A 22,254-nucleotide genomic window follows, 5' to 3' on the forward strand; every position below is an offset into this window, starting at 1 on the left:
GGCGGGTCAGGCCCTGAGCCGTAGGCCCCGGGGGGTGGCGATGAAGCCTGCCCCCTCCAGGAGGGTGCCGAAGGGGGAGGTCAGGGCTGAGGTGCCGTTGACGCGTTCCACGGTGACCGTGCCCAGGGAGCCGGCTCGGGCGGCTGCCGCCAGGGCGTCGGCTGCTGCCTGGAGGCGGGGGTCGTCGGTGGGTTTGGCGTCCGGGTCCTCGGGCCAGGCCAGGAGGGTCTTGCCGCCTCGCTCCATGTAGAGCGTCAGCTCGCCATCGACCAGGACCACCAGGGAGCCCGCTTTGCGGCCAGCCTTGTGGCCGGCGCCGGTCGGGGGCTCGGGCCACGGGAGGGCGGCGCCGTAGGCGTTCGCCGGGTCGGCGGCCGCCAGGACGACGGCTCGGGTGTCGGGGGAGGAGCGGTCGCGGCGGTGAGGGGCGGGCGCGCGGTGGTCTCGGGGGGAGACGTAGTGGTCGCGTGAGGTGGGGGCCTGGGGCGGGGGCAGCGGGTCGTAGGTGTCGTCGAGGCCCAGGGGGGCCTGGTCGCCGCTGGTCTGCCAGAAGTCGGTGCCGGGGTCCGTGGTGCTGAAGTCGCCGTGTGTGGTGAAGTCGTCGGTCGCCGGGGCGGTGGCGTGGGCCTGGCCGCGTTCGCGGGCGTTCGCCGCCGCGCGGAGGCGGTCCACGGCGCCGTCCATCGCGAACTGGGCGGCGCCGAGGCCCTCCACCACATAGCCGCGACGGGCCTGGCCGGTCTCCTCGAAGGCGGACAGGATGCGGTACGTCGCCGAGAAGCCGCCCTCGACGCCCTCCGCGGCGACCGCGCCCCGGGTCACCACGCCGTGCCGGTCGAGCAGGGTGCGGGCGAGGGCGTGGGCGCGCAGGGTGGCGTCGGGCTCACGGTCGGGCAGCAGGGACCAGCGGCCGGCGACGGTGGGCGGGCCGGTGCGGGACGCCGGGCGGGCGGCGGCGGTCAGGGAGCCGTAACGGCCGCGGGGGATCGTCCGCTTGGCGCGGTGGGCCGTGGAACCGGCCGTGCGGCCCGAGCCCAGCAGGGAGCGCATGGGCGTGAGGGTGTCGTTGGTGAGGCGGCCGGACCAGGCCAGGTCCCAGAGGGCGTCGGCGAGGTGGGGGTCGGTGGCGTCGGGGTGGGTGGTCGCGCGGACCTGGTCGGCGATCTGGCGGAAGAACAGGCCGTAGCCGCCGGAGAGGGCGGTGAGGACGGACTCGTGCAGCGCCGTCAGCTCCAGGGGGTGCGGGGGCGGCAGGAGGAGGGGGGCCGCGTCCGCGAGATAGAGGGAGACCCAGCCGTCCTTGCCGGGCAGGGAGCCCGCTCCGGCCCACACCACCTCACCGGCGGAGGTGAGTTCGTCGAGCATCGCCGGGGTGTAGTTCGCCACGCGGGACGGCAGGACCAGCTTCTCCAGAGCGGAGGCGGGGACCGACGCGCCCTGCAACTGCTCCACGGCACGCACCAGACCGTCGATGCCACGCAGGCCGTGCCCCTTGCCGATGTGCTGCCACTGGGGCAGGAACTGCGCGAGCGCGGGCGGCGGCACCGGTTCGAGCTCATGGCGCAGCGCGGCCAGGGAGCGGCGGCGCAGGCGGCGGAGGACGGCCGCGTCGCACCACTCCTGGCCGATGCCCGCCGGGTGGAACTCCCCTTGTACGACACGGCCGTTCGCGGCGAGGCGCTGCAACGCGCCTTCCGTGACCGCCACGCCCAGGCCGAAGCGGGCCGCCGCGGTCGCCGAGGTGAACGGGCCGTGGGTGCGGGCGTAGCGCGCGAGGAGGTCGCCCAGCGGGTCCTTGACCGGCTCGGTGAAGGCCTCAGGGACGCCGACGGGCAGGGCGGTGCCCAGTGCGTCGCGCAGTCGGCCGGCATCCTCGATCGCCGCCCAGTGGTCGGTGCCGGAGACGCGGACCCGGATGGCGCGGCGGGCTTTGGCGAGGTCCTGCGCCCACTGCGGTTCCGCGCCGCGTTCCGCCAACTCCGCTTCCGTGAGCGGGCCGAGGAGGCGGAGGAGGTCCGCCACGCCTTCCGCGTCCTTCACCCGGCGGTCCTCGGTGAGCCACTGCAGCTCCCGCTCCAGCTCCGTCAGGACCTCGGCGTCGAGCAGCTCGCGCAGCTCCGCCTGGCCGAGCAGCTCCGCCAGCAGCCGGGAGTCGAGGGACAGGGCCGCGGCACGGCGCTCGGCGAGCGGGGAGTCTCCCTCGTACAGGAACTGGGCGACGTATCCGAAGAGGAGAGAGCGGGCGAAGGGGGAGGGCTCGGGGGTGGTGACCTCGACGAGGCGGACCTTGCGGGACTCCAGGTCGCCCATCAGCTCGACGAGGCCGGGGACGTCGAAGACGTCCTGGAGGCACTCGCGGACCGCTTCCAGGACGATCGGGAACGAGCCGTACTCGCTGGCCACCTCCAGGAGTTGCGAGGCGCGCTGGCGTTGCTGCCACAGCGGGGTGCGCTTGCCGGGGTTGCGCCGGGGGAGCAGCAGGGCGCGGGCGGCGCACTCGCGGAACCGGGAGGCGAACAGCGCCGAGCCGCCGACCTGGTCGGTGACGATCTGGTCGACCTCGCCCTTGTCGAAGACCACGTCCGCCGCGCCCACCGGGGCCTGGTCGGCGTCGTACTCCGTGCCGAGCTTCACTGGTTCCTGGTCCAGCAGGTCCAGGCCCATCAGGTCGGCGTCGGGCAGGCGCAGGACGATGCCGTCGTCCGCGTGCATCACCTGGGCGTCCATGCCGTAGCGCTCGGAGAGCTTGGCGCCCAGGGCGAGGGCCCAGGGAGCGTGCACCTGGGCGCCGAAGGGGGAATGGACGACGACGCGCCAGTCACCGAGCTCGTCGCGGAAGCGCTCCACGACGATCGTGCGGTCGTCCGGGATGTGGCCGCAGGCCTCACGCTGCTCGTCGAGGTAGGTGAGGACGTTGTCGGCCGCCCAGGTGTCCAGGCCCGCCGCGAGCAGGCGTGGGCGGGACTTCTCCTTGGGCATCGACCCGACTTCCCGGAGGAACGCGCCCACCGCGCGGCCGAGTTCGAGCGGGCGGCCCAGCTGGTCGCCCTTCCAGAACGGCAGCCGGCCCGGGACGCCGGGGGCCGGGGAGACCAGGACACGGTCGCGGGTGATGTCCTCGATCCGCCAGGAGCTGGTGCCGAGCGTGAAGACGTCACCCACGCGCGACTCGTAGACCATCTCCTCGTCCAGCTCGCCGACCCTGCCACCGCCCTTCTTGGGGTCGGCGCCGGCGAGGAAGACGCCGAAGAGGCCGCGGTCCGGGATCGTGCCGCCGGAGGTGACCGCGAGGCGCTGGGCGCCGGGGCGGCCGGTGATGGTGCCGGCGACCCGGTCCCAGACGACGCGGGGGCGCAGTTCCGCGAAGGCGTCGGAGGGGTAGCGGCCCGCCAGCATGTCGAGGACCGCCGTGAAGGCGGACTCCGGGAGGGAGGCGAAGGGGGCCGCTCGGCGGACCGTGGCGAGGAGGTCGTCGAGCTGCCAGGTGTCCAGGGCGGTCATCGCGACCAGCTGCTGGGCCAGGACGTCCAGCGGGTTGGCGGGGACCTTCAGGGACTCGATGGAGCCCGTGCGCATCCGTTCGGTGACGACTGCCGCCTGGACCAGGTCGCCGCGGTACTTCGGGAAGACCACGCCGGTGGAGACCGCGCCGACCTGGTGGCCCGCGCGGCCCACGCGTTGCAGTCCGGAGGCCACGGAGGGGGGTGACTCGACCTGGACCACCAGGTCCACCGCGCCCATGTCGATGCCGAGTTCGAGGCTGGAGGTCGCGACCACCGCGGGGAGGCGGCCTGCCTTGAGGTCCTCCTCGACCAGGGCTCGCTGCTCCTTGGAGACCGAGCCGTGGTGGGCGCGGGCGATGACGGGGGGCGCACCCTGGGCTGCTCCTGAGCCGCCCATCAGCTCGGCCGGCGCGTGGTGCTCTGTCAGGGGTTCGCCGGTCGCGCGTTCGTACGCGATCTCGTTGAGGCGGTTGCAGAGGCGCTCCGCGAGGCGGCGGGAGTTGGCGAAGACGATGGTGGAGCGGTGGGCCTGGACGAGGTCGGTGATGCGCTCCTCGACGTGCGGCCAGATCGAGGGGCGTTCCGCGCCCTCGGTGCCGTCCGCCACGGGGGAGCCGCCCAGTTCGCCCAGGTCCTCCACGGGGACGACCACCGAGAGGTCGAACTCCTTGCCCGACTTCGGTTGGACGATCTCCACCTTGCGGCGGGGCGAGAGGTAGCGGGCGATCTCGTCGACCGGGCGGACGGTCGCGGAGAGGCCGATGCGGCGGGCCGGCTTCGGGAGGAGCTCGTCGAGGCGCTCCAGGGAGAGGGCGAGGTGGGCGCCGCGCTTGGTGCCGGCCACCGCGTGGACCTCGTCGAGGATCACTGTTTCGATGCCGGTCAGCGCGTCGCGGGTCGCCGACGTCAGCATCAGGAACAGGGACTCCGGGGTGGTGATCAGGATGTCCGGGGGGCGGGTGGACAGCGCGCGGCGCTCGGCCGGTGGGGTGTCGCCGGAGCGGATGCCTACCTTGACCTCGGGTTCGGGCAGGCCGAGGCGTACGGATTCCTGGCGGATGCCGGTGAGGGGGCTGCGGAGGTTGCGTTCCACGTCCACGGCCAGGGCCTTCAGCGGGGAGACGTAGAGGACTCGGCAGCGTTTCCTGGGGTCGGCGGGTGGGGGTGTGGAGGCCAGGTCGTCCAGGGCGGCGAGGAAAGCGGCGAGGGTTTTGCCGGAGCCGGTGGGGGCGACGACCAGGACGTCCGAGCCCTCTTTGATGGCGGTCCATGCGCCTGCCTGGGCCGCGGTGGGGGCGTCGAAGGCGCCCGTGAACCAGCCGCGGGTTGCGGGGGAGAAGCCGTCCAGGGCTCGGCGGTGGGAGCTGACCATGCGTCCATCCTGCACCCGGGGACTGACAACGGCTGCTGAGCTGGGGTTTGCGTGGGGCCGGTGGGGGCTTGCGTTGTGCGCGTGCGGGTGCGTTGGGGGTCGGGGCCGCGCCGGGGGGTGTCCGTCCTCGGAACGGCGCGGAATCGGTCATCTATAAAGGGGCGCCCGTGTTGACGCGCCAACCGCTGCGGGCGGACACCCCCCCGACACGGCCCCTTGCCGCCGTACGCGGGTGCCCCGCCGTGGGGGCGCGCGTCCCATCGTCGCGTGCTGCGGCTCCGCGGGTTGGCGGAGAATGGGCGTATGGCAGCTTCGGGTGAGCGGGCGCGGCATTGGCGGTATGCCGAGTTGCCTGGGGTTGATCTGTTGCGGGCGCGGTATGTGCGGAAGAACTTTGTGCGGCACACGCATGAGAGCTTCGTGATCGCTGCCATCGCGGACGGGGTCGAGGTCTTTCACCATCGGGGTGCTGATCGGTACGCGGGGGCCGGGGCGCTTGCGCTGGTCAATCCGGAGACGCCGCACACCGGGCGGGCGGCGGTGCCGGAGGGGTGGCGGTACGGGGCTGTGTACCCGTCGGTCGAGGTGGTTGCGGGGATTGCTGCCGAGACCACTTCGATTCGGGGGACGCCCGGGTTCGTCGATCCGGTTTTTGCTGATCCGTATGCCGTCGGGCTCGTGCATCAGGTGTTGCGGGCCGCTGATGAGGGCAATGCGCTGGCCGCCGACACCTTGCTGCGGGTTGTGGTGACCCGGTTGCTGCGGCTCAACGGCGGGGTCCTGCCGCGGCGGGAGGTGCGGTCGGCGGGGGCTCGGGTGGCTGTTCGCGCGCGTGCCCTGCTGGAGGAGCGGATGGTGGAGCCGCCGAGTCTGGAGGGTTTGGCTCAGGAGCTCGGAGTCGGGTCGTTCGCGCTGTTGCGGGCCTTTCGGGAGGTGTACGGGATGCCGCCGCACGCCTGGCTCACCGACGCGCGCGTGCGGCGGGCTCGGCTGTTGCTGGACGGTGGTACGTCGCCGGGGGAGGCCGCCGTCGCCGTGGGGTTCAGTGATCAGCCGCATCTGAATCGGCATTTCGCCCGGATCGTCGGGGTGCCGCCTGGGGCGTATCAGCGTGAGCGCAAGAACGTACAAGACGTTCGGGCGGGGGCTCGTCTAGCGTCCGGTGCGTGGGAGAACAGACTGCTTTTGTAGACATACCCGCCGGTGACAGGCGGAAGGCGGACATCGCTGTTGTACGGGATGCCCTCGGAGTCGGGGTGGCCGTGGGACTGTCCGGGTTCGCCTTCGGGGTGACCTCGGCGGGGAGTGGGCTCACGGTCTTGCAGACGTGTGCGCTCAGCCTTCTGGTCTTCACCGGGGCCTCGCAGTTCGCCCTTGTGGGGGCGCTGGCCGCCGGGGGGAATCCGCTGACCGCGGCCGCGGGGGCGTTTTTCCTCGGTGTGCGCAACGCCTTCTACGGGCTTCGGCTGTCGCAGCTGCTGGCGCTTCCGCGCGCGGTGCGGCCGTTCGCCGCTCAGTGGGTCATCGATGAGACGACCGCTGTCGCCTTGGCGCAGAAGGGGCGGCGGAGCGTGCGGATCGGGTTCGCGGTCACCGGGCTGAGTCTTTATGTGCTGTGGAATCTCACCACCTTGCTGGGCGCGCTGGGGGCCGAGGCCATCGGCGACACCGATGCCTGGGGGCTTGATGCCGCCGGGCCCGCTGTTTTCCTGGCGTTGCTCGCGCCGATGCTGAACAGCGGCACCGAGCGCGCCGTCGCCGCGCTCGCCGTGCTGCTGGGGCTCGGGCTGCTGCCCGTACTGCCCGCCGGGGTGCCGGTGCTGGCGGCCGCTCTCGCGGCTCCCGTGGTGTTGTGGGCCGAGGGGCGTCGGCAGGGTCGGCAGGGGGATCGGTGAACGTCTGGATCGCGATCGGCGTCACGGCCGTGGGCTGTTACGTCGTCAAGCTTGTCGGGCTGCTTGTTCCCGCGGGTGCTCTGGAGCGACCGCTGGTGAAGCGGCTGGCCGCGCTGCTGCCGGTCGCCCTGCTGGCCGCCCTCACGGCCCAGCAGACCTTTGCCGACGGGCATGAGCTGGTGCTGGACGCCAGGCTCGCGGGGGTGGCCGCGGCTGCGGTGGCGCTCGTGCTGCGGGCGCCGTTCCTGCTCGTCGTCGCGGCGGCCGTGGCGGTGACGGCCGGCGTGCGGGCCATGGGCGGGTGAGCGCCAGGGCCTGTCCGGCGGATCATGCCGCAGACGCGGGGCGCCGCGCTTCCTTGCGACCTGATCCGCCGGACAGGCCCTAGCCGATCGAGCGGCCGTACGCCCTGAGGGTGCGCAGAGCCTCGATCGTCGCCATGGGGCGGGCCTCCAGGGAGGTGCCGGGTGCCCACTGGCGCCAGCGGATCGGCCAGCCGCCGTCCTCGTGCTGTGCCGCCGCCAGGAAGTCCAGGGAGCGTTCCATCTCCGCGTCGGTGAACCACGCGCGCGCGAGCGAGTATGGCGTCCTGGCGTAGTCGTGCGGGAAGTGGTGCTCGCCGGGGGCGTAGCCGGGAGCGACCGGGTGGGTGTCGAGGTGCTCCGGGTCCAGGACCGCGAGGCGGGTTTCGCGCACCAGGCGGCCCAGCCGGTCCGCGGCCGCCTCCGCGCGCGGGCGGTCGGGAGCGGAGTCCAGGAAGGCGACGGCGGCCTGGACCTCGTAGGGATGGGACTGCCGCAGGGACTCGACCGCGTGCCAGCAGAAGTCCGTGGCGCGGAACAGCCAGGCGTGCCACACCTCGTTGCGGTGCAGCAGGCCGACGACGGGGCCGGTGGCGAGGAGTTCGCTGGGCGGGTCGTCCACGATCGGGATGAAGGGCGCCGCGGGATAGCCGCGCTGACTGGGATGGATCGCCGGCAGGGCGCCGTCCGCGGTGGAGACCGACGTCAGATAGCGGCACACACGCTCCACCCGCTGGCCGCCGCAGCGTCCGATGGCGTCCAGGACGCGGAGAGCGTGCCCGGTGTGCAGGGGCTGGCTCACCGGGCCACGCAGATCGGGCTCCAGGGCGTGGCCGTAACCGCCGTCCTCGTTGCGGTAGGCGTCGAGTGCGGTCTCCACCGGGTCGGCGTCACCGTTCAGGAAGTGGTGGGCGAAGAGGCGTTGTTCCAGCACGCGCGCGGTGAGCCAGACGAAGTGCTCGGCGCGGAAGAGCGGGGAGTGCGCCGGGGGCGTCGGGGGGAGTGGGGAAGCTCCTGTTTCGGCCATGCGTCAGACCGTAGGGCGGAAAGCGGTGTCGGCAAGCGGTCCCGGCCGAGGCCCACTCTCAGGGGCGGGATACTGGGGTCATGCGGTTGACGGTCTTCTGGCAGCGGATGGCGGACCATTTCGGTCCCGGGTACGACGACACCTTCGCGCGCGACCACGTCATGACGGAGCTCGGCGGGCGCACGGTGTACGAGGCCCTGGACGCGGGCTGGGACGCCAAGGACGTGTGGCGCGTGGTGTGCGGGGTCATGAACGTTCCGCAAGAGAAGCGTTGACAGGTCACGAAGATCGCAGGGGGGCAGCGCATTGGCAGCGGCGTAGGCGAAACTTGCACCGTGGCACCCACTGACGAGACCGACGAGTTCCCCCAGCACGCGTCCCCGTTCGGCACGACGCCGCCCGCCCGGCCTCCGGCCGAGGGCGGCGCCGGGACGGACGCGCGCATGCCGCGCTGGCTGCCGCGTGCCGTGGTGCTCACGCTCGGCCTCTACGCCGCCTTCCAGCTGAGCACATGGGCGTTCCACCAGCTCACCGGGTTGCTGATCAACATCCTCATCGCGTTCTTCCTGGCGCTGGCCATCGAGCCCGCGGTGAGCTGGATGGCCTCGCGCGGGATACGCCGAGGGGTCGGCACCTTCCTCGTCTTCCTCGCCGTGATGATCGTGTCCGCCGGGTTCATCACGCTGCTCGGGTCGATGCTCGCGGGGCAGATCATCAAGATCGTCGAGGACTTCCCCGACTACATCGACTCCGTCATCAGCTGGATCAACACGCACTTCCACACCGATCTGAAGCGCATCGACGTCCAGGAGGGGCTGCTCAAGTCCGACTGGCTGCGCAACTACGTGCAGAACAGCGCCACCGGTGTCCTGGACCTGTCCGCCCAGGTCATCGGGGGACTCTTCCAGCTGCTGACGATCACTCTGTTCTCGTTCTACTTCGCCGCGGACGGCCCGCGACTGCGCCGTGCGCTCTGCTCCGTCCTGCCGCCCGCCAAGCAGGCCGAGGTGCTGCGCGCCTGGGAGATCGCGGTCGACAAGACCGGCGGCTATCTGTACTCGCGCGGTGTGATGGCGCTGATCTCCGGCGTCGCCCACTACATCCTGCTCCAGGCGCTGGAAGTGCCCAACGCGCCCGTGCTCGCCGTGTGGGTGGGCCTGGTCTCCCAGTTCATCCCGACGATCGGTACGTATCTCGCGGGTGCTCTGCCCATGCTGATCGCGTTCACGGTCGATCCCTGGTACGCGCTGTGGGTGCTGATCTTCGTCGTGGTCTACCAGCAGTTCGAGAACTATGTGCTCCAGCCCAAGCTGACCTCGAAGACCGTCGACGTCCACCCGGCCGTGGCCTTCGGCTCGGTCATCGCCGGCACCGCCCTCCTCGGGGCCGTCGGCGCGCTGATCGCCATCCCGGTGGTCGCCACGCTCCAGGCGTTCCTGGGGGCGTACGTGAAGCGGTACGACGTCACGGACGACCCCCGGGTGCACGGGCACCGGCGCCGGGTGTCGGAGGGGCTGTTCAAGCGCGCGCGTGATCTCTGGGGGCGGCGGTCGGGGGAGCGGGAGCCCGAGGGGCAGGAGCCCGGGGCCGGGTCCGGGTCCGGCGGTTCCTAGAGGTACGTGGTCAGGCGCCCGTGGCAGGTCTTCGTGGGAAGGGGAGACACGGGCTCGGGAGTGCCGCGTGGTGCGCTTGACACGAAAATCGAACATCCATTCTTATGGGAGCTCCGGCAAGGCTCGAGAGGGGCTCGCGGTGGGTATTTCGGGATGGTTTGGGTAGGAAAGTGCCCGAGTTATCCACAGGCCGGACGGGCGTCGGGGCCCATTGTCAGTGGCAGGCGTTAGCGTCTTTCACGTGAAGCGATCGACTCAAGCAAACCGGGTGGAACCCATGGCAGGAACCGACCGCGAGAAGGCGCTCGACGCCGCGCTCGCACAGATTGAACGGCAATTCGGCAAGGGCGCAGTCATGCGCATGGGCGAGCGGCCGAACGAGCCCATCGAGGTCATCCCCACCGGGTCGACCGCACTCGACGTCGCGCTCGGCGTCGGCGGCATCCCGCGCGGCCGTGTGGTGGAGGTGTACGGACCGGAGTCCTCCGGCAAGACGACCCTGACGCTGCACGCCGTGGCCAACGCGCAGCGGGCCGGCGGCCAAGTGGCCTTCGTGGACGCGGAGCACGCCCTCGACCCCGAGTACGCGCGCAAGCTCGGCGTCGACGTCGACAACCTGATCCTGTCCCAGCCGGACAACGGCGAGCAGGCTCTGGAGATCGTGGACATGCTGGTCCGCTCCGGCGCTCTCGACCTGATCGTCATCGACTCCGTCGCCGCGCTCGTCCCGCGCGCGGAGATCGAGGGCGAGATGGGCGACAGTCACGTCGGTCTCCAGGCCCGTCTGATGAGCCAGGCGCTGCGGAAGATCACCAGCGCGCTCAACCAGTCCAAGACCACCGCGATCTTCATCAACCAGCTCCGCGAGAAGATCGGCGTGATGTTCGGCTCCCCGGAGACCACGACCGGTGGCCGGGCGCTGAAGTTCTACGCCTCGGTGCGCATGGACATCCGCCGCATCGAGACCCTGAAGGACGGTACCGACGCGGTCGGCAACCGCACCCGCGTCAAGGTCGTCAAGAACAAGGTCGCGCCGCCCTTCAAGCAGGCCGAGTTCGACATCCTCTACGGCCAGGGCATCAGCCGCGAGGGCGGCCTGATCGACATGGGCGTGGAGCACGGCTTCGTGCGCAAGGCCGGCGCCTGGTACACGTACGAGGGCGACCAGCTCGGCCAGGGCAAGGAGAACGCGCGCAACTTCCTGAAGGACAACCCCGACCTGGCCAACGAGATCGAGAAGAAGATCAAGGAGAAGCTGGGCGTCGGCGTCCGTCCGGAGCCGACCGCCGAGCCGGGCGCGGACGCCGCGGTCACCGCCCCCGCGGACGACGCCGCGAAGACGGTCCCCGCACCGGCGGCGGCCAAGACGGCCAAGACCAAGGCCGCGGCAGCCAAGAGCTGATGCGGTGACTCGGCGAACCGACTGGGCCGAGTACGCCTACCCGGACGCTCCGCGCGAGCCGGGGAGGGGCGCCGGTGGCGCCGAGGCGGCCCAGGGCAGTCACGGGGGATACGACAGGGCGCCGTCGTACGGCATGGACGGGGAGTACGGCGGCGGCGCGCCCGGCGACGGCGCGCTGTACGAGGGCGCGCCGACCGAGGGCGAGTGGCCGGAGGGCGGTAGCGACCACGGAGCGGACTCGGGCGGCGGTGGCTCGCGCCGAGGCGGCCGACGAGCGCGCGGCGAAGGTGGCTCACGCGGGGGACGTGGGCGCCGTCGGCGCGGCTTCGGGGAACCGCACGGCGAGTCGCAAGGAGAGCCGTCCGGTGAGGACGGAGGCGTCCCCTCCTCGTCGAGGGCCGAGACGGGGGAGCCTTCAGGGGACCCGGTGGAGCGGGCACGGGGGATCTGTCTGCGCCTGCTCACCGGGACCCCGCGCACACGCAAGCAACTCGCGGACGCCCTGAGCAAGAAGGGGATCCCCGACGAGGCGGCGGAGGAGGTGCTGTCGCGGTTCGAGGAGGTCGGGCTGATCAACGACAGCGCGTTCGCCGACGCCTGGGTGGAGTCCCGGCATCACGGCCGTGGGCTCGCCCGGCGCGCGCTGGCCCAGGAACTGCGGACCAAGGGCGTGGACTCCACGCTCATCGAGGCGGCCGTCTCCCAGCTCGACTCCGAGCAGGAGGAGGCGACCGCGCGTGAGCTCGTCGACCGCAAGCTGCGTTCCACCCGTGGCCTCGACCGGGACAAGCGCCTGCGCCGCCTCGCGGGGATGCTCGCCCGCAAGGGCTACTCCGAGGGCATGGCGCTGAGGGTGGTGCGGCAGGCGCTCCAGGAGGAGGGCGAGGAGGCGGAGCTCTTCGAGGGGGAGGGGTTCTGAGGCGGGCTGGGCTGCGTGGGGTGCGGGCCTGAGATCTGTGTGCTTTGGCTTGGGACGGGCGGCAGGCGGGACTTTGCGGACACGACCTGAAACGCGCAGGTCCACGCCACTTCGGCGAGGGGATGTCGGGTGGCGCACCCTTACCTTGCGTCCCGTGAAGGGTGAGCCTTCCTTGTCCGCCGGTACCGTCGGCCACCGTCGCTCGGCGTCCGAGGCCGTGGACTCCACCGGTCCGTCGGCTCACCGCTGACGAGTGGTGAGGCGCGCCCGGACAGCTCGACCGCCGCGTTGCCCCGCACCGTGCCTCAGCACAGCACATCCTGAAAGGCGGCCCCGCCATGTCCAGATCCGCCCGCTCCCACAGAGCGTTCGTCGCGTCGGTCCTAGGGAGCTGCGGCTGCCTGGTGCTGAGTGGATGCGGGCTCCTGGCGGAGGATGCGGCACCGGCGGTCGTCGGACCCGTCACTCTGGGGTTCGTCAATGGAGGGTCCACCCGGTTCCATCAGTGTCTCGAGGCGGCCGTCGAGGACACGGCGCTCAACAACAGTGCCCGGATCCACACGGCCGAGTCCCGGCAGGACGCAGCGACCGAGCTGGCCAACATCCAGGACATGATCGCCAGACATGTGGACGCGCTCATCGTCCAGACCGTCGACGTCGACGCCCTCCAGAAGGACATCGCCAGGGCCAAGAAGGCCGGCGTCCCCATCTTCCTCACCTCGGTCGTCACCGACGACACCGCCGACATCCTCGGGGCCGTCGTCGTCGACCTGAAGCAGGTGGGCGCTCTCGACGCGGGCTGGATCGAGAAGGACGCCGCCGGGCAGAAGGTGAACGTCGGTGTCGTCGCCGGTGCGCCGGGCGCGGCCTCCGACCTGCTCGTCGGCGGCTTCAAGGATGCCCTGCCGGCCAACGCCACGGTGGTGGCCAACCAGCCCGGCATGTTCAGCCCGGCCAAGGCGCGGAAGGTCGCCGCGGGCATGATCGAGACCCATCCCGACCTCGACTACGCGTTCGTCGCCAGTGAGGAGATGGCCTTCGCCGTCCGTGAGGCCTTCGACGCGGCCGGCGCGAAGGCCGTGAAGATCGTGACCGTCAACGGCACCGACGAGGGGCTGGCCGCGCTGAAGGACGGACGCTTCGCGGCGACGGTCGCCAACTCGGCCGCCGACACCGGCGAGTTGGCGGTGACCAACGCCCTCGCGCTGCTCCGTGGCGAGGGCGATGTGGACAAGGTCGCCACCACCCGGGTCCGCCTGGTGACCAAGGGCACCGCCGACACGGCTCCGCTCTACTGCGACCCCGATCCCGACGCCGCCTGAGCCACCGACGCCGACTGAGCCCCCGCCCCTGACCGGGACACCCTGGACGACACCACCGCCACGGCTACGCCGACGTCACCGGCAACCCCGACGCCCGCCACGCCTGGAACCCGCCCACCAGGTCCGTGGCCCGACGCAGACCCAACTGGTGCAGGGACGCGGCCGCCAGGCTGGAGGCATAGCCCTCGTTGCAGATCACCACGACCCGCAGATCGTGGCTCGTGGCCTCGGGGGCGCGATGGCTGCCGCGCGGATCGAGGCGCCACTCCAGTTCGTTGCGCTCGACGACGAGGGCGCCGGGGATCACCCCGTCCCGGTCGCGCAGGGCGGCGTAGCGGATGTCCACCAGCAGCGCCTCGCCGCGCTGGGCGGCGTCGTACGCCTCCTGGGGTTCGATCCGGTCGTAGCCCTCGCGCACCCGCTCCAGCAACTCGTCGATACCGACGGGCTGTTCGGCCGACTGCACGCTCCGCCCTTCGTCTGCTCCGCTCACTGCCAGTCCTCCGGGCGCTCCACGTGCTCCAGGCGCAGGACCTGCCCCGACCGGCTGTAGCGGCGGATCTGCGGCAGGGGTGGGTAGTAGGCGTGGACCGAGATCGCGTGCTCGTCCGCGGACTCGTTGAGCACCTCGTGGACGTGGTGCTGTCCGAAGGAGCGCCCCTTGCCGGCCGGCAGTCGTCGTTGCCGGTCGACGCCCTCGGTGAGTTCCAGGGTCCTCCAGCCGTCCGCCGGCAGGCGGGCGGCCAGCGAGTTCTCCTTGAGCTCGCCGGAGGCCGCCACGAAGGCGCCGACGGACTCGGCGTGGTCGTGCCAGCCGGTGCCCGTGCCGGGCGGCCAGCCGATCAGCCAGGCCTCACTCCCGCCGGGCCCCTCCAGGCGCACCCAGGTGCGGCCCTCGGGGTCGAGCGGCAGTGAGGCGATCAGCTCGGCGTCGGCGGCGGTACGACGTACGAAGTCGAGAAGGTCCGCCTGCGTCGGCGCCGCAAAGGCCGAAGCGGGGGTGGAGGGAGCGGGGGAGACAGACACGGACACCGTCCTGAAAAGCGTTCGCGGAACGCGCGCGACGGCATCACGGGCACGGCACGCGCGAGAGGAGAGGGATGCGAATCAGCAGGACGGACGACACACGCAGCCCGCATAGCGGACCAGGTCCATATGGACCCTCCGCCACAGGCGCACACAGGTGTCGGTCATGGTGCGGAGTACAGCATGACGGTGCACAAGGGTCAACTCACCGTCACTATGTGGAACGCACGCCAGTGCGAACGCCGCAACCGCCTCATCAGCGCGCCCCGCCCGCGCCTCCGCTCGCCTCAGCGCGACCCCGCTCCCGCACCGGCCTCCGCCTCCGCCCTCGCCGGCCCGCCCAGCGTCGCCTCCGCCGCCGCGTACAGGTCGGCAGGACGGACTCCGCTCAGCGCGGTCACGAGGTGGCCGTCGGGACGTACCAGCAGGACGCTGTGCGCCGCCGCGCCCGGGTAACTCTCCGCGACCAGCAGCTCGGCGGGATGCGGCAACGCGGTCACCGCGGCCGCCAGGCGCGGCATGACCCCGGCGGTCACCCAGTGCTTGCGCTCCCACACGCCCGTGCCCGGCGCGATGAGGACGACGAGGAGCGTCCCGCGACCGAGCCGGTCCCGGAGTCGTACGAACGAGCCGTCCTCGGCCGTTACCCGTACATCGGCGACCGGCGCCCCCGGAGCCGTGTCGACCGCGACCTCGGCCTCCAGGTGTCGGGGCGCCAGCGGCGAGTCGGCGTACGCCCCCGGCGCACCGAGCGCACCGCGCCCCAGGTGGCCGTCGGCGAGCAGCGCGTCGTGACCCCGGGCCGAGCCCGGCACGTACGCGCGCAGTCCGCCCCCGCCGCGCACCAGCGGCAGGGCCTGGTCGGCGGCGCGCAGCCGGGCGGCGACCACGCCACGGCGCTCGGCCTGGTAGCTGTCGAGCAGCGCCTCGTGCGGCCCGTGGTGCCAGGTGAGGGCCAGCTTCCAGGCGAGGTTGTCGGCGTCACTGAGCCCCTCGTCCAGCCCCTGCGTACCGAGCGCGCCGAGCAGATGCGCCGCGTCCCCGGCGAGGAACACCCGGCCGACCCGCCAGCGGCGCGCGAGACGGTGATGGACGGTGTGCACACCGGTGTCGAGGAGGTCGTACGACGGTGTCGGGCCGTCGCTCCAGCCGGCGAGGGTCTCGCGGATCCGGGCCAGCAGCAGCTCGGGTGTGACGAGGTCCTTGCCCGGCGGGAGCAGCCAGTCGAGGCGCCAGACGCCGTCCGGGAGCGGCCGTCCGGTCACCTCCCCGGCCGAAGGTCCGGACATCCGCCACGGTGGCATCCGATGGAGCAACGCCTCGCCCTCCCACGGAAGTTCCGTGCGCAGCGCGGCGACGGCGTGGCGCTCCACCGCCGTACGGCCGGGAAAGCGGATGTCCTGGAGTTTGCGGACCGTGGAGCGTGGGCCGTCGCAGCCGACCAGGTAACTGCCGCGCCACCATGTGCCCTTGGGGCCGCGGGTGTGCGCGGTGACGCCGGACTTCTCCTGCTCGACGGTGTCGAGGCGGCTGTCGACGGCGATCTTGACGAGCGATTCGTGCGCTGCGGCCTCGCGGAGCAGGCCGGTCAGGACGTGCTGGGCGATGTGCAGCGGAGCCGTCTGGGGGGCGTCGTCGAAGGAGACCTCGCGCATCACCTGCTTGCGGCGCAACGACCGCCATCCGGCCCAGTGGCAGCCGGCCCCGTCGAGCGCGACGCCGGTCAGCCGCTCCATCAGGGCGGCGCTGTCCTCGCGCAGCACGACCGTGCGCGCCGGGCGGGGTTCGTCCTTGCCGGGGCCCTCGTCGAGGACGACGGACGGTACGTCCTGGCGGGCCAGCGCGAGGGCGAGCGTGAGCCCGACGGGCCCCGCTCCGACGATGATCACCGGGTCCACGGCGAGGCGCCCCCTGCCCGCGGCGGCGTCCCGGGGGACGTGGGTGAACAGAGGGTTGGAGCGGGGTGCACGATCACAGAACGTATGCAACCCATTGCCGGTGCTTGCGTCAAGTGACGGAGGCAGTGGCGATCATGCCACTGCCTCCGCGTCGTACGAGCAAGTCGTTCAGGTCAATTGACTGCTCATCAGATGGTGCCGCCGGCGCCCGTGCCGAAGGTGCCGCCGACCGCCGCCGGGTTCATCTCCTCCATGTCGGTCGCGCCGAGCACCGCCCCCGTGCTCTTCTTGCTCCGCCGCAGCCGCTTCTCCAGCCAGCTCGCGAAGCTGGTCAGGATGAAGTTCACGACGATGTAGATGATCGCCACGATGACGAAGCTCTGGATGACGTTGGCGTAGTTCGCCGCCAGCGTCGCGCGCTCGCTGAGCAGCTCGGTGAAGCCGATCATGACGCCGCCGAGGGCGGTGTCCTTCACGATGACGACGAGCTGGCTGACGATGGCCGGGAGCATCGCGGTGACGGCCTGCGGGAGCAGGATCAGCGTCATCGTCTGACCCTTGCGCAGACCGACCGCCTGGGCCGCCTCCGTCTGCCCCTTGGGCAGCGCGAGGATGCCGGCCCGGACGACCTCGGCGAGGACCGCGGCGTTGTACAGCACGAGGCCGGTGACGACCGCGTACAGCGGCCGGTTCTCGGTGCCGACGTCCGTCGAGCGGGCGTAGATCTCGTTGGCGAACAGCATCAGCAGCAGGACCGGGATGGCGCGGAAGAACTCGACCACCGTGCCGGCCACGCCCCGCACCCAACGGTGGTCGGAGAGGCGGGCGATGCCGAAGACCGCGCCGAGCGGGAGGGCGATCACCATGGCGAGCGCCGCCGCTTTGAGGGTCTCGCCGAGGCCCGGCAGGAGGTAGGTCGTCCAGGTCTCCGACTGGGTGAACGGCTTCCACAAGGACCATTCCAGCTGGCCCTTGTCGTCCAGTGCCGACCAGACCCACCACGCCAGGAGCAGGAGCAGGACGACGAAGACCACCGAGAGGATCACATTGCGCCGCTTGGCGCGGGGGCCCGGAGTGTCGTACAGGACCGAGCTCATCGCTTCACCGCCAGTCGCTTGCTCAGCCAGCCGAGGATGAGGCCGGTGGGCAGGGTCAGTACCACGAAACCGAAGGCGAAGACCGCGCCGATGAGCAGCGTCTGAGCCTCGTTCTCGATCATTTCCTTCATCAGGTACGCGGCCTCGGCGACGCCGATCGCGGCGGCCACGGTGGTGTTCTTCGTCAGCGCGATCAGCACGTTGGCCAGCGGGCCGATCACCGCGCGGAACGCCTGTGGCAGCACGATGAGCCGCAGGGTCTGGGAGAAGTTCAGGCCGATCGCGCGGGCCGCCTCGGCCTGGCCCATGGGCACCGTGTTGATGCCGGAGCGCAGCGCCTCGCAGACGAAGGCCGCGGTGTAGGCGGTGAAGCCGAGGATCGCCAGCCGGAAGCCCTGGACCTTGAAGTCCGAGGCGCCCATCGTCACATGGAAGATGTCCGCGAGACCCAGCGAGCAGAACAGGATGATGACGGTCAGGGGGATGTTCCGGACGATGTTCACGTAGGCCGTGCCGAAGCCCCGCATGAGCGGGACCGGGCTGACCCGCATCGCGGCCAGCAGGGTGCCCCAGACCAGGGAGCCGATGCCGGAGAAGAACGTGAGCTTCACCGTCATCCAGAACGCGCCCAGCAGGGTGGGGTTGTCATAGTCGGAGAGAAAGTCGAACACGATGTCCCGCGCTTCCGGGTGGGTGGCGTACGTGGACGGCAGGGCGCGCCGCCGCCGACATCGCGGAGGACGGCGGCACGCCCAGGGACCGTTGCGCTGTTACTTGACGATGACGCCGATCTTCGGGGCGGGCTCGTTCTGGTAGTTCGCGGGGCCGAAGTTGTCCTTGACGGCCTTGTCCCAGCTGCCGTCGCTGACCATCTTCTCGAGGGCCTTGTTGATCTTGTCGACGGTCGCGGTGTCGCCCTTCTTGACACCGATGCCGTAGTTCTCGTTGCTCAGCTTGAGGCCGGCCAGCTTGAACTTGCCCTTGTACTGGGACTGGGCGGCGAAACCGGCGAGGATCGAGTCGTCGGTGGTGACGGCGTCGACGGTGCCGCTCTGGAGGGCCGCGATGCACTCGGAGTAGCCGCTGTACTCCTTGAGGTTGGCCTTCGGCGCGATGTCGTTCTTGACGTTCTGCGCCGAGGTCGAACCGGTCACCGAACACAGGTTCTTGCCGTTGAGGTCGGTGCCCTTGGCGATGTCCGAGTCCGACTTGACCAGCAGGTCCTGGTGGGCGAGCAGGTACGGGCCGGCGAAGTCGACCTTCTGCTTGCGCTCGTCGTTGATCGAGTAGGTCGCGGCGATGAACTTCACGTCGCCACGGGCCAGCGCGTTCTCACGGTCGGCGCTCTTGGTCTCGACGAACTCGATCTGGTCGGCGTTGTAGCCGAGCTGCTTGGCCACGTACGTCGCCACGTCCACGTCGAAGCCGGAGAAGGAGCCGTCGGGCTGCTTGAGGCCGAGACCGGGCTGGTCGAACTTGATGCCGACCTTGATCTTGTCACCGCCGCCGGAGCCGGAGCCGCTGTCGTCCTTGTCGTCGCCGCCGCAGGCGGTCGCGGTCAGCGAGAGGACGAGCGCAGCGGCGGCCGCCGCGGTGACCTTGCGGAGCTTCATGGTGAACATCCTTTGTGTGAAGAGAGATGCGGGCCGTCGAGGCGGGTGACGTGGGTCTGACGCGCTGTCGGTGGTGACAGTGGCCGCTGCCTGTGGTCGCTGCCTGTGGTCGCTGTCAGTGGTGCAGGATCTTGGACAGGAAGTCCTTGGCGCGGTCGCTGCGCGGAGCGCTGAAGAACTGGTCGGGCACAGCTTCCTCGACGATGCGGCCGTCCGCCATGAAGACCACCCGGTTCGCCGCCGAACGGGCGAACCCCATCTCGTGGGTGACGACGATCATGGTCATGCCGTCCCGGGCGAGCTGCTGCATGACCTCGAGGACCTCGTTGATCATCTCCGGGTCGAGCGCCGACGTGGGCTCGTCGAAGAGCATGACCTTGGGGTCCATGGCCAGCGCCCGGGCGATGGCGACACGCTGCTGCTGGCCGCCGGAGAGCTGCGCGGGGTACTTGTCCGCCTGGCTGGCCACACCGACCCGGTCGAGCAGGGACCGGGCCTTCTCCTCGGCGGCCTTCTTGTCCGCCTTGCGGACCTTGATCTGGCCGAGCATCACGTTCTCGAGCACGGTCTTGTGCGCGAAGAGGTTGAAGGACTGGAAGACCATCCCGACGTCGGCCCGCAGCCGTGCCAGCTCCTTGCCCTCCGCGGGCAGGGGCTTGCCGTCGATGGCGATGGTGCCGGAGTCGATCGTCTCCAGACGGTTGATGGTGCGGCACAGCGTCGACTTGCCGGACCCGGAGGGTCCGATGACGACGACGACCTCACCGCGGGCGATCGTCAGATCGATGTCCTGGAGAACATGCAACGCGCCGAAGTGCTTGTTGACGCTCTTCAGGACGACCAGTTCGCCGGTTGCGGCCGCGTCTTGCTTGGCCACCGATACTTCGGTCATCGCTCTCGGGCTCCGTCCTCCTCGGTTTCGGAGGACAGTAGTGACCCCACGCGACCTGCGTCATTACCTTTGAGGGGAATCTGAGCATCACGATCCGATAGCAATCGGACACGTGTCGTAGCAGTTGTCAGCAGGCCGCATATCGGCCGGGTAACGGAAGCGGCCCGCAACCGGAACCCACTTGACGCCGTCCTCTTCCATCAGCGTGACTGCAACGTGCACGCGCGCGCGTGCACGCGTTTTTTACCCATCTCGATCGTACGGCTGATGAAGCGAAGGAGGGCCGGATGAGACTGCTCCTCGTCGAGGACGACAATCACGTCGCCGCCGCCCTGTCCGCGGTCCTGGCCCGCCACGGGTTCGACGTGACGCACGCCCGAAGCGGGGAGGAAGCTCTCCAGGCACTCGTCCCGGAAAGCGACGGCTTCGGCGTCGTCCTGCTCGACCTGGGGCTGCCCGACCAGGACGGTTACGAGGTCTGCGGCAAGATCCGCAAACGCACCAGCACCCCGGTGATCATGGTCACCGCCCGTTCCGACGTCCGCTCCCGCATCCACGGCCTCAACCTCGGGGCCGACGACTACGTGGTGAAGCCGTACGACACCGGCGAACTGCTGGCCCGGATCCACGCCGTCAGCCGCCGCACCACACATGAGGACACCGCGGGCGGCGCCGACACCACGCTGGTCCTCGGATCGGTCCACATAGAACTGCCGACCCGTCAGGTCAGCGTGGACGGTTCCGTCGTCCAGCTGACCCGCAAGGAGTTCGACCTGCTCGCCCTGCTGGCCCAGCGCCCCGGTGTCGTCTTCCGCCGGGAGCAGATCATCAGCGAGGTGTGGCGCACCAGTTGGGAGGGGACCGGGCGCACCCTGGAGGTCCATGTGGCCTCCCTGCGCGCCAAGTTGCGCATGCCGGCCCTCATCGAGACCGTGCGCGGCGTCGGCTACCGACTCGTCGCCCCGTCCTCGTAGCGGGCCCGGGTGCGCACACGACTCCTCCCGCTGCTCATCGTTCTGATGGCGGCCATGCTGCTGGCGCTCGGCATTCCGCTCGGCATCGGCATGGCCTCGGCCCAGCAGCAGAAAGTGGTCGTCGACCGGATCGACGACACCGCGCACTTCGCGGCCCTCGCCCAGTACGTGACCGGGCCCGACGACGAACGCCAGGACACGCTGGAGAGCGAACTCGAGAGCTACTACGAGGTCTACGACATCCGTGTCGGCGTCTTCTATCGCACTGATGTACCCATGGCCAACGCGCCGACGACCTGGTTCCTCCCCGAGACGGGCGAGGTGCGCGAGGCGTTCGAGGAGGCGCGGCTCAGCCGGCGCAGCCAGAACCCGCACCAGGTCTGGCCCTGGGAGCGCACCCGGCTCGTCGTCGCGTCCCCGGTCATCCGGGACGGTGACGTCGTCGCGGTCGTCGTGACCGACTCGCCGACCGGGGAGATGCGGTCGCGGATCCTGCACAACTGGCTGGTGATCGGCGCGGGCCTGATGGCCGCGATGCTGCTGGCCGTCGGTGCCGCGCTGCGGCTCACCGGCTGGGTGCTGCGGCCCGTACGCGTCCTGGACGCCACCACGCACGCGATCGCGAGCGGCAGCCTGAAGTCCCGGGTCGCCGCCGCCGGCGGGCCGCCGGAACTCCGGCGCCTGGCCCACTCGTTCAACGAGATGGCGGACAACGTCGAGGACGTCCTGGAGCAGCAGCGCGCCTTCGTCGCCGACGCCTCCCACCAACTGCGCAACCCACTGGCCGCGTTGCTGCTGCGCATCGAGCTGCTCGCGTTCGAACTCCCCGAGGGCAACAAGGAGATCGCCTCGGTCCAGACGGAGGGCAAGCGCCTCGCGCAGGTCCTGGACGACCTGCTCGACCTCGCCCTGGCCGAGCACACCGACGCGGACCTGCGCATCACGGACATCGGCGCGCTGGCCGCCGAGCGGGTCGCGGCCTGGGCGCCGACCGCCGAGGCCAAGGGCGTACGTCTGGTCGGCGACTGCCCGCCGACCACCGCCTGGGCCGACCCGATCACCCTGTCCAGCGCGCTGGACGCGGTCATCGACAACGCCGTGAAGTTCACGCCCGAGGACGAGTGCGTCGAGGTGACGGTCTCCACCAACGGCGGGAGGGCCACCGTGGTGGTCACCGACCTGGGTCCCGGTCTCACGGACGAGGAACTCGCCCGCGTCGGCGACCGTTTCTGGCGCAGTGGCCGCCATCAGAACATCAAGGGCTCAGGCCTCGGCCTGTCCATCTCCCGCGCGCTGCTGTCGGCGGGCGGGGGCGCGATCTCGTACGAGCACCACGAACCGCACGGCCTGAAGGTGACGGTGACGGTGCCGCGCAGCGCCGTCTGAGGGTCGGGTCGGA

Annotated in this window: 20 protein-coding genes; 10 read left to right on the forward strand and 10 right to left on the reverse strand. The window is 71.0% G+C overall.

Features of this window, described 5'->3' with window-relative positions:
- Positions 1-6: 6 nt before the first annotated feature.
- Positions 7-4,875, reverse strand: coding sequence for an ATP-dependent helicase (locus ACIHIX_RS05515; protein ID WP_399950133.1), 4,869 nt, complete (start codon positions 4,873-4,875; stop codon positions 7-9).
- A gap of 303 nt (positions 4,876-5,178) precedes the next feature.
- Here ACIHIX_RS05515 and ACIHIX_RS05520 point away from each other — a divergent pair, with 303 nt between their 5' ends.
- Genes ACIHIX_RS05520 through ACIHIX_RS05530 form a run of 3 tightly spaced genes read left to right on the forward strand, consistent with a single transcriptional unit; the run spans position 5,179 to position 7,075 of the window.
- Complete coding sequence (locus tag ACIHIX_RS05520) at positions 5,179-6,066, forward strand: AraC family transcriptional regulator (protein WP_399950136.1); 888 nt, start codon at positions 5,179-5,181, stop codon at positions 6,064-6,066.
- A complete protein-coding gene (locus ACIHIX_RS05525) occupies positions 6,042-6,770 on the forward strand; it encodes an AzlC family ABC transporter permease (RefSeq protein ID WP_399950139.1) in 729 nt (242 codons plus the stop codon). Before ACIHIX_RS05520 ends, ACIHIX_RS05525 begins: the two co-directional genes overlap by 25 nt.
- Complete coding sequence (locus tag ACIHIX_RS05530; protein ID WP_399950141.1) at positions 6,767-7,075, forward strand: AzlD domain-containing protein; 309 nt, start codon at positions 6,767-6,769, stop codon at positions 7,073-7,075. The genes ACIHIX_RS05525 and ACIHIX_RS05530 overlap by 4 nt, the downstream gene beginning before the upstream one ends.
- Before the next feature lie 79 nt (positions 7,076-7,154).
- Here ACIHIX_RS05530 and ACIHIX_RS05535 read toward each other — a convergent pair whose 3' ends face one another.
- A complete protein-coding gene (locus tag ACIHIX_RS05535; protein WP_399950144.1) occupies positions 7,155-8,099 on the reverse strand; it encodes a hypothetical protein in 945 nt (314 codons plus the stop codon).
- 80 nt (positions 8,100-8,179) lie between these two features.
- On the opposite strand from ACIHIX_RS05535, the gene ACIHIX_RS05540 reads away from it, so the two are divergent.
- The 5 genes from ACIHIX_RS05540 to ACIHIX_RS05560 all read left to right on the forward strand — a co-directional run bounded on the left by ACIHIX_RS05540 (position 8,180) and on the right by ACIHIX_RS05560 (position 13,355).
- A complete protein-coding gene (locus ACIHIX_RS05540; protein WP_329334003.1) occupies positions 8,180-8,374 on the forward strand; it encodes a DUF3046 domain-containing protein in 195 nt (64 codons plus the stop codon).
- Positions 8,375-8,434: 60 nt separating this feature from the next.
- Complete coding sequence (locus tag ACIHIX_RS05545; protein WP_399950147.1) at positions 8,435-9,712, forward strand: AI-2E family transporter; 1,278 nt, start codon at positions 8,435-8,437, stop codon at positions 9,710-9,712.
- Positions 9,713-9,989: 277 nt separating this feature from the next.
- Positions 9,990-11,114, forward strand: coding sequence for a recombinase RecA (gene recA / locus ACIHIX_RS05550; RefSeq protein WP_399950150.1), 1,125 nt, complete (start codon positions 9,990-9,992; stop codon positions 11,112-11,114).
- Positions 11,115-11,118: 4 nt separating this feature from the next.
- The gene (gene recX / locus ACIHIX_RS05555) at positions 11,119-12,033 is read left to right on the forward strand and encodes a recombination regulator RecX (RefSeq protein ID WP_399950153.1); all 915 of its coding nucleotides are present in this window, start codon (positions 11,119-11,121) and stop codon (positions 12,031-12,033) included.
- 338 nt (positions 12,034-12,371) lie between these two features.
- Positions 12,372-13,355, forward strand: coding sequence for a sugar ABC transporter substrate-binding protein (locus ACIHIX_RS05560; RefSeq protein WP_399950156.1), 984 nt, complete (start codon positions 12,372-12,374; stop codon positions 13,353-13,355).
- A gap of 64 nt (positions 13,356-13,419) precedes the next feature.
- On the opposite strand, the gene ACIHIX_RS05565 is transcribed toward ACIHIX_RS05560, so the two are convergent.
- The 8 genes from ACIHIX_RS05565 to ACIHIX_RS05600 form a co-directional block, all read right to left on the reverse strand.
- Complete coding sequence (locus tag ACIHIX_RS05565) at positions 13,420-13,848, reverse strand: rhodanese-like domain-containing protein (RefSeq protein WP_399950159.1); 429 nt, start codon at positions 13,846-13,848, stop codon at positions 13,420-13,422.
- Positions 13,845-14,381 carry a cysteine dioxygenase gene (locus ACIHIX_RS05570; RefSeq protein ID WP_399950161.1) on the reverse strand — a complete coding sequence of 179 codons (537 nt, stop codon included), beginning with the start codon at positions 14,379-14,381 and terminating at the stop codon, positions 13,845-13,847. Before ACIHIX_RS05570 ends, ACIHIX_RS05565 begins: the two co-directional genes overlap by 4 nt.
- A gap of 81 nt (positions 14,382-14,462) precedes the next feature.
- The gene (locus ACIHIX_RS05575) at positions 14,463-14,549 is read right to left on the reverse strand and encodes a putative leader peptide (RefSeq protein ID WP_313960178.1); all 87 of its coding nucleotides are present in this window, start codon (positions 14,547-14,549) and stop codon (positions 14,463-14,465) included.
- Positions 14,550-14,668: 119 nt separating this feature from the next.
- Positions 14,669-16,279, reverse strand: a complete 1,611-nt coding sequence (locus ACIHIX_RS05580; protein WP_399950164.1) for an FAD-dependent monooxygenase — start codon at positions 16,277-16,279, stop codon at positions 14,669-14,671.
- 188 nt (positions 16,280-16,467) lie between these two features.
- Positions 16,468-17,376 carry an amino acid ABC transporter permease gene (locus tag ACIHIX_RS05585; protein WP_399950167.1) on the reverse strand — a complete coding sequence of 303 codons (909 nt, stop codon included), beginning with the start codon at positions 17,374-17,376 and terminating at the stop codon, positions 16,468-16,470.
- Entirely contained in the window at positions 17,373-18,047 is a 675-nt protein-coding gene (locus ACIHIX_RS05590; protein ID WP_399950170.1) for an amino acid ABC transporter permease, read from the reverse strand. The genes ACIHIX_RS05585 and ACIHIX_RS05590 overlap by 4 nt, the downstream gene beginning before the upstream one ends.
- A gap of 99 nt (positions 18,048-18,146) precedes the next feature.
- Positions 18,147-18,989, reverse strand: coding sequence for a glutamate ABC transporter substrate-binding protein (locus tag ACIHIX_RS05595; protein WP_399950173.1), 843 nt, complete (start codon positions 18,987-18,989; stop codon positions 18,147-18,149).
- A 115-nt stretch (positions 18,990-19,104) separates the two neighbouring features.
- Positions 19,105-19,881, reverse strand: a complete 777-nt coding sequence (locus ACIHIX_RS05600) for an amino acid ABC transporter ATP-binding protein (protein ID WP_399950176.1) — start codon at positions 19,879-19,881, stop codon at positions 19,105-19,107.
- Between the two features lie 287 nt (positions 19,882-20,168).
- Here ACIHIX_RS05600 and ACIHIX_RS05605 point away from each other — a divergent pair, with 287 nt between their 5' ends.
- The gene (locus ACIHIX_RS05605) at positions 20,169-20,855 is read left to right on the forward strand and encodes a response regulator transcription factor (protein ID WP_399950179.1); all 687 of its coding nucleotides are present in this window, start codon (positions 20,169-20,171) and stop codon (positions 20,853-20,855) included.
- A gap of 9 nt (positions 20,856-20,864) precedes the next feature.
- Positions 20,865-22,241: an ATP-binding protein gene (locus ACIHIX_RS05610; RefSeq protein WP_399950182.1), complete on the forward strand. Its 1,377-nt coding sequence runs from the start codon at positions 20,865-20,867 to the stop codon at positions 22,239-22,241.
- Positions 22,242-22,254: the final 13 nt, after the last annotated feature.

The organism is Streptomyces sp. NPDC051913 (genome assembly GCF_044593635.1).
Classification (GTDB): Bacteria; Actinomycetota; Actinomycetes; order Streptomycetales; family Streptomycetaceae; genus Streptomyces.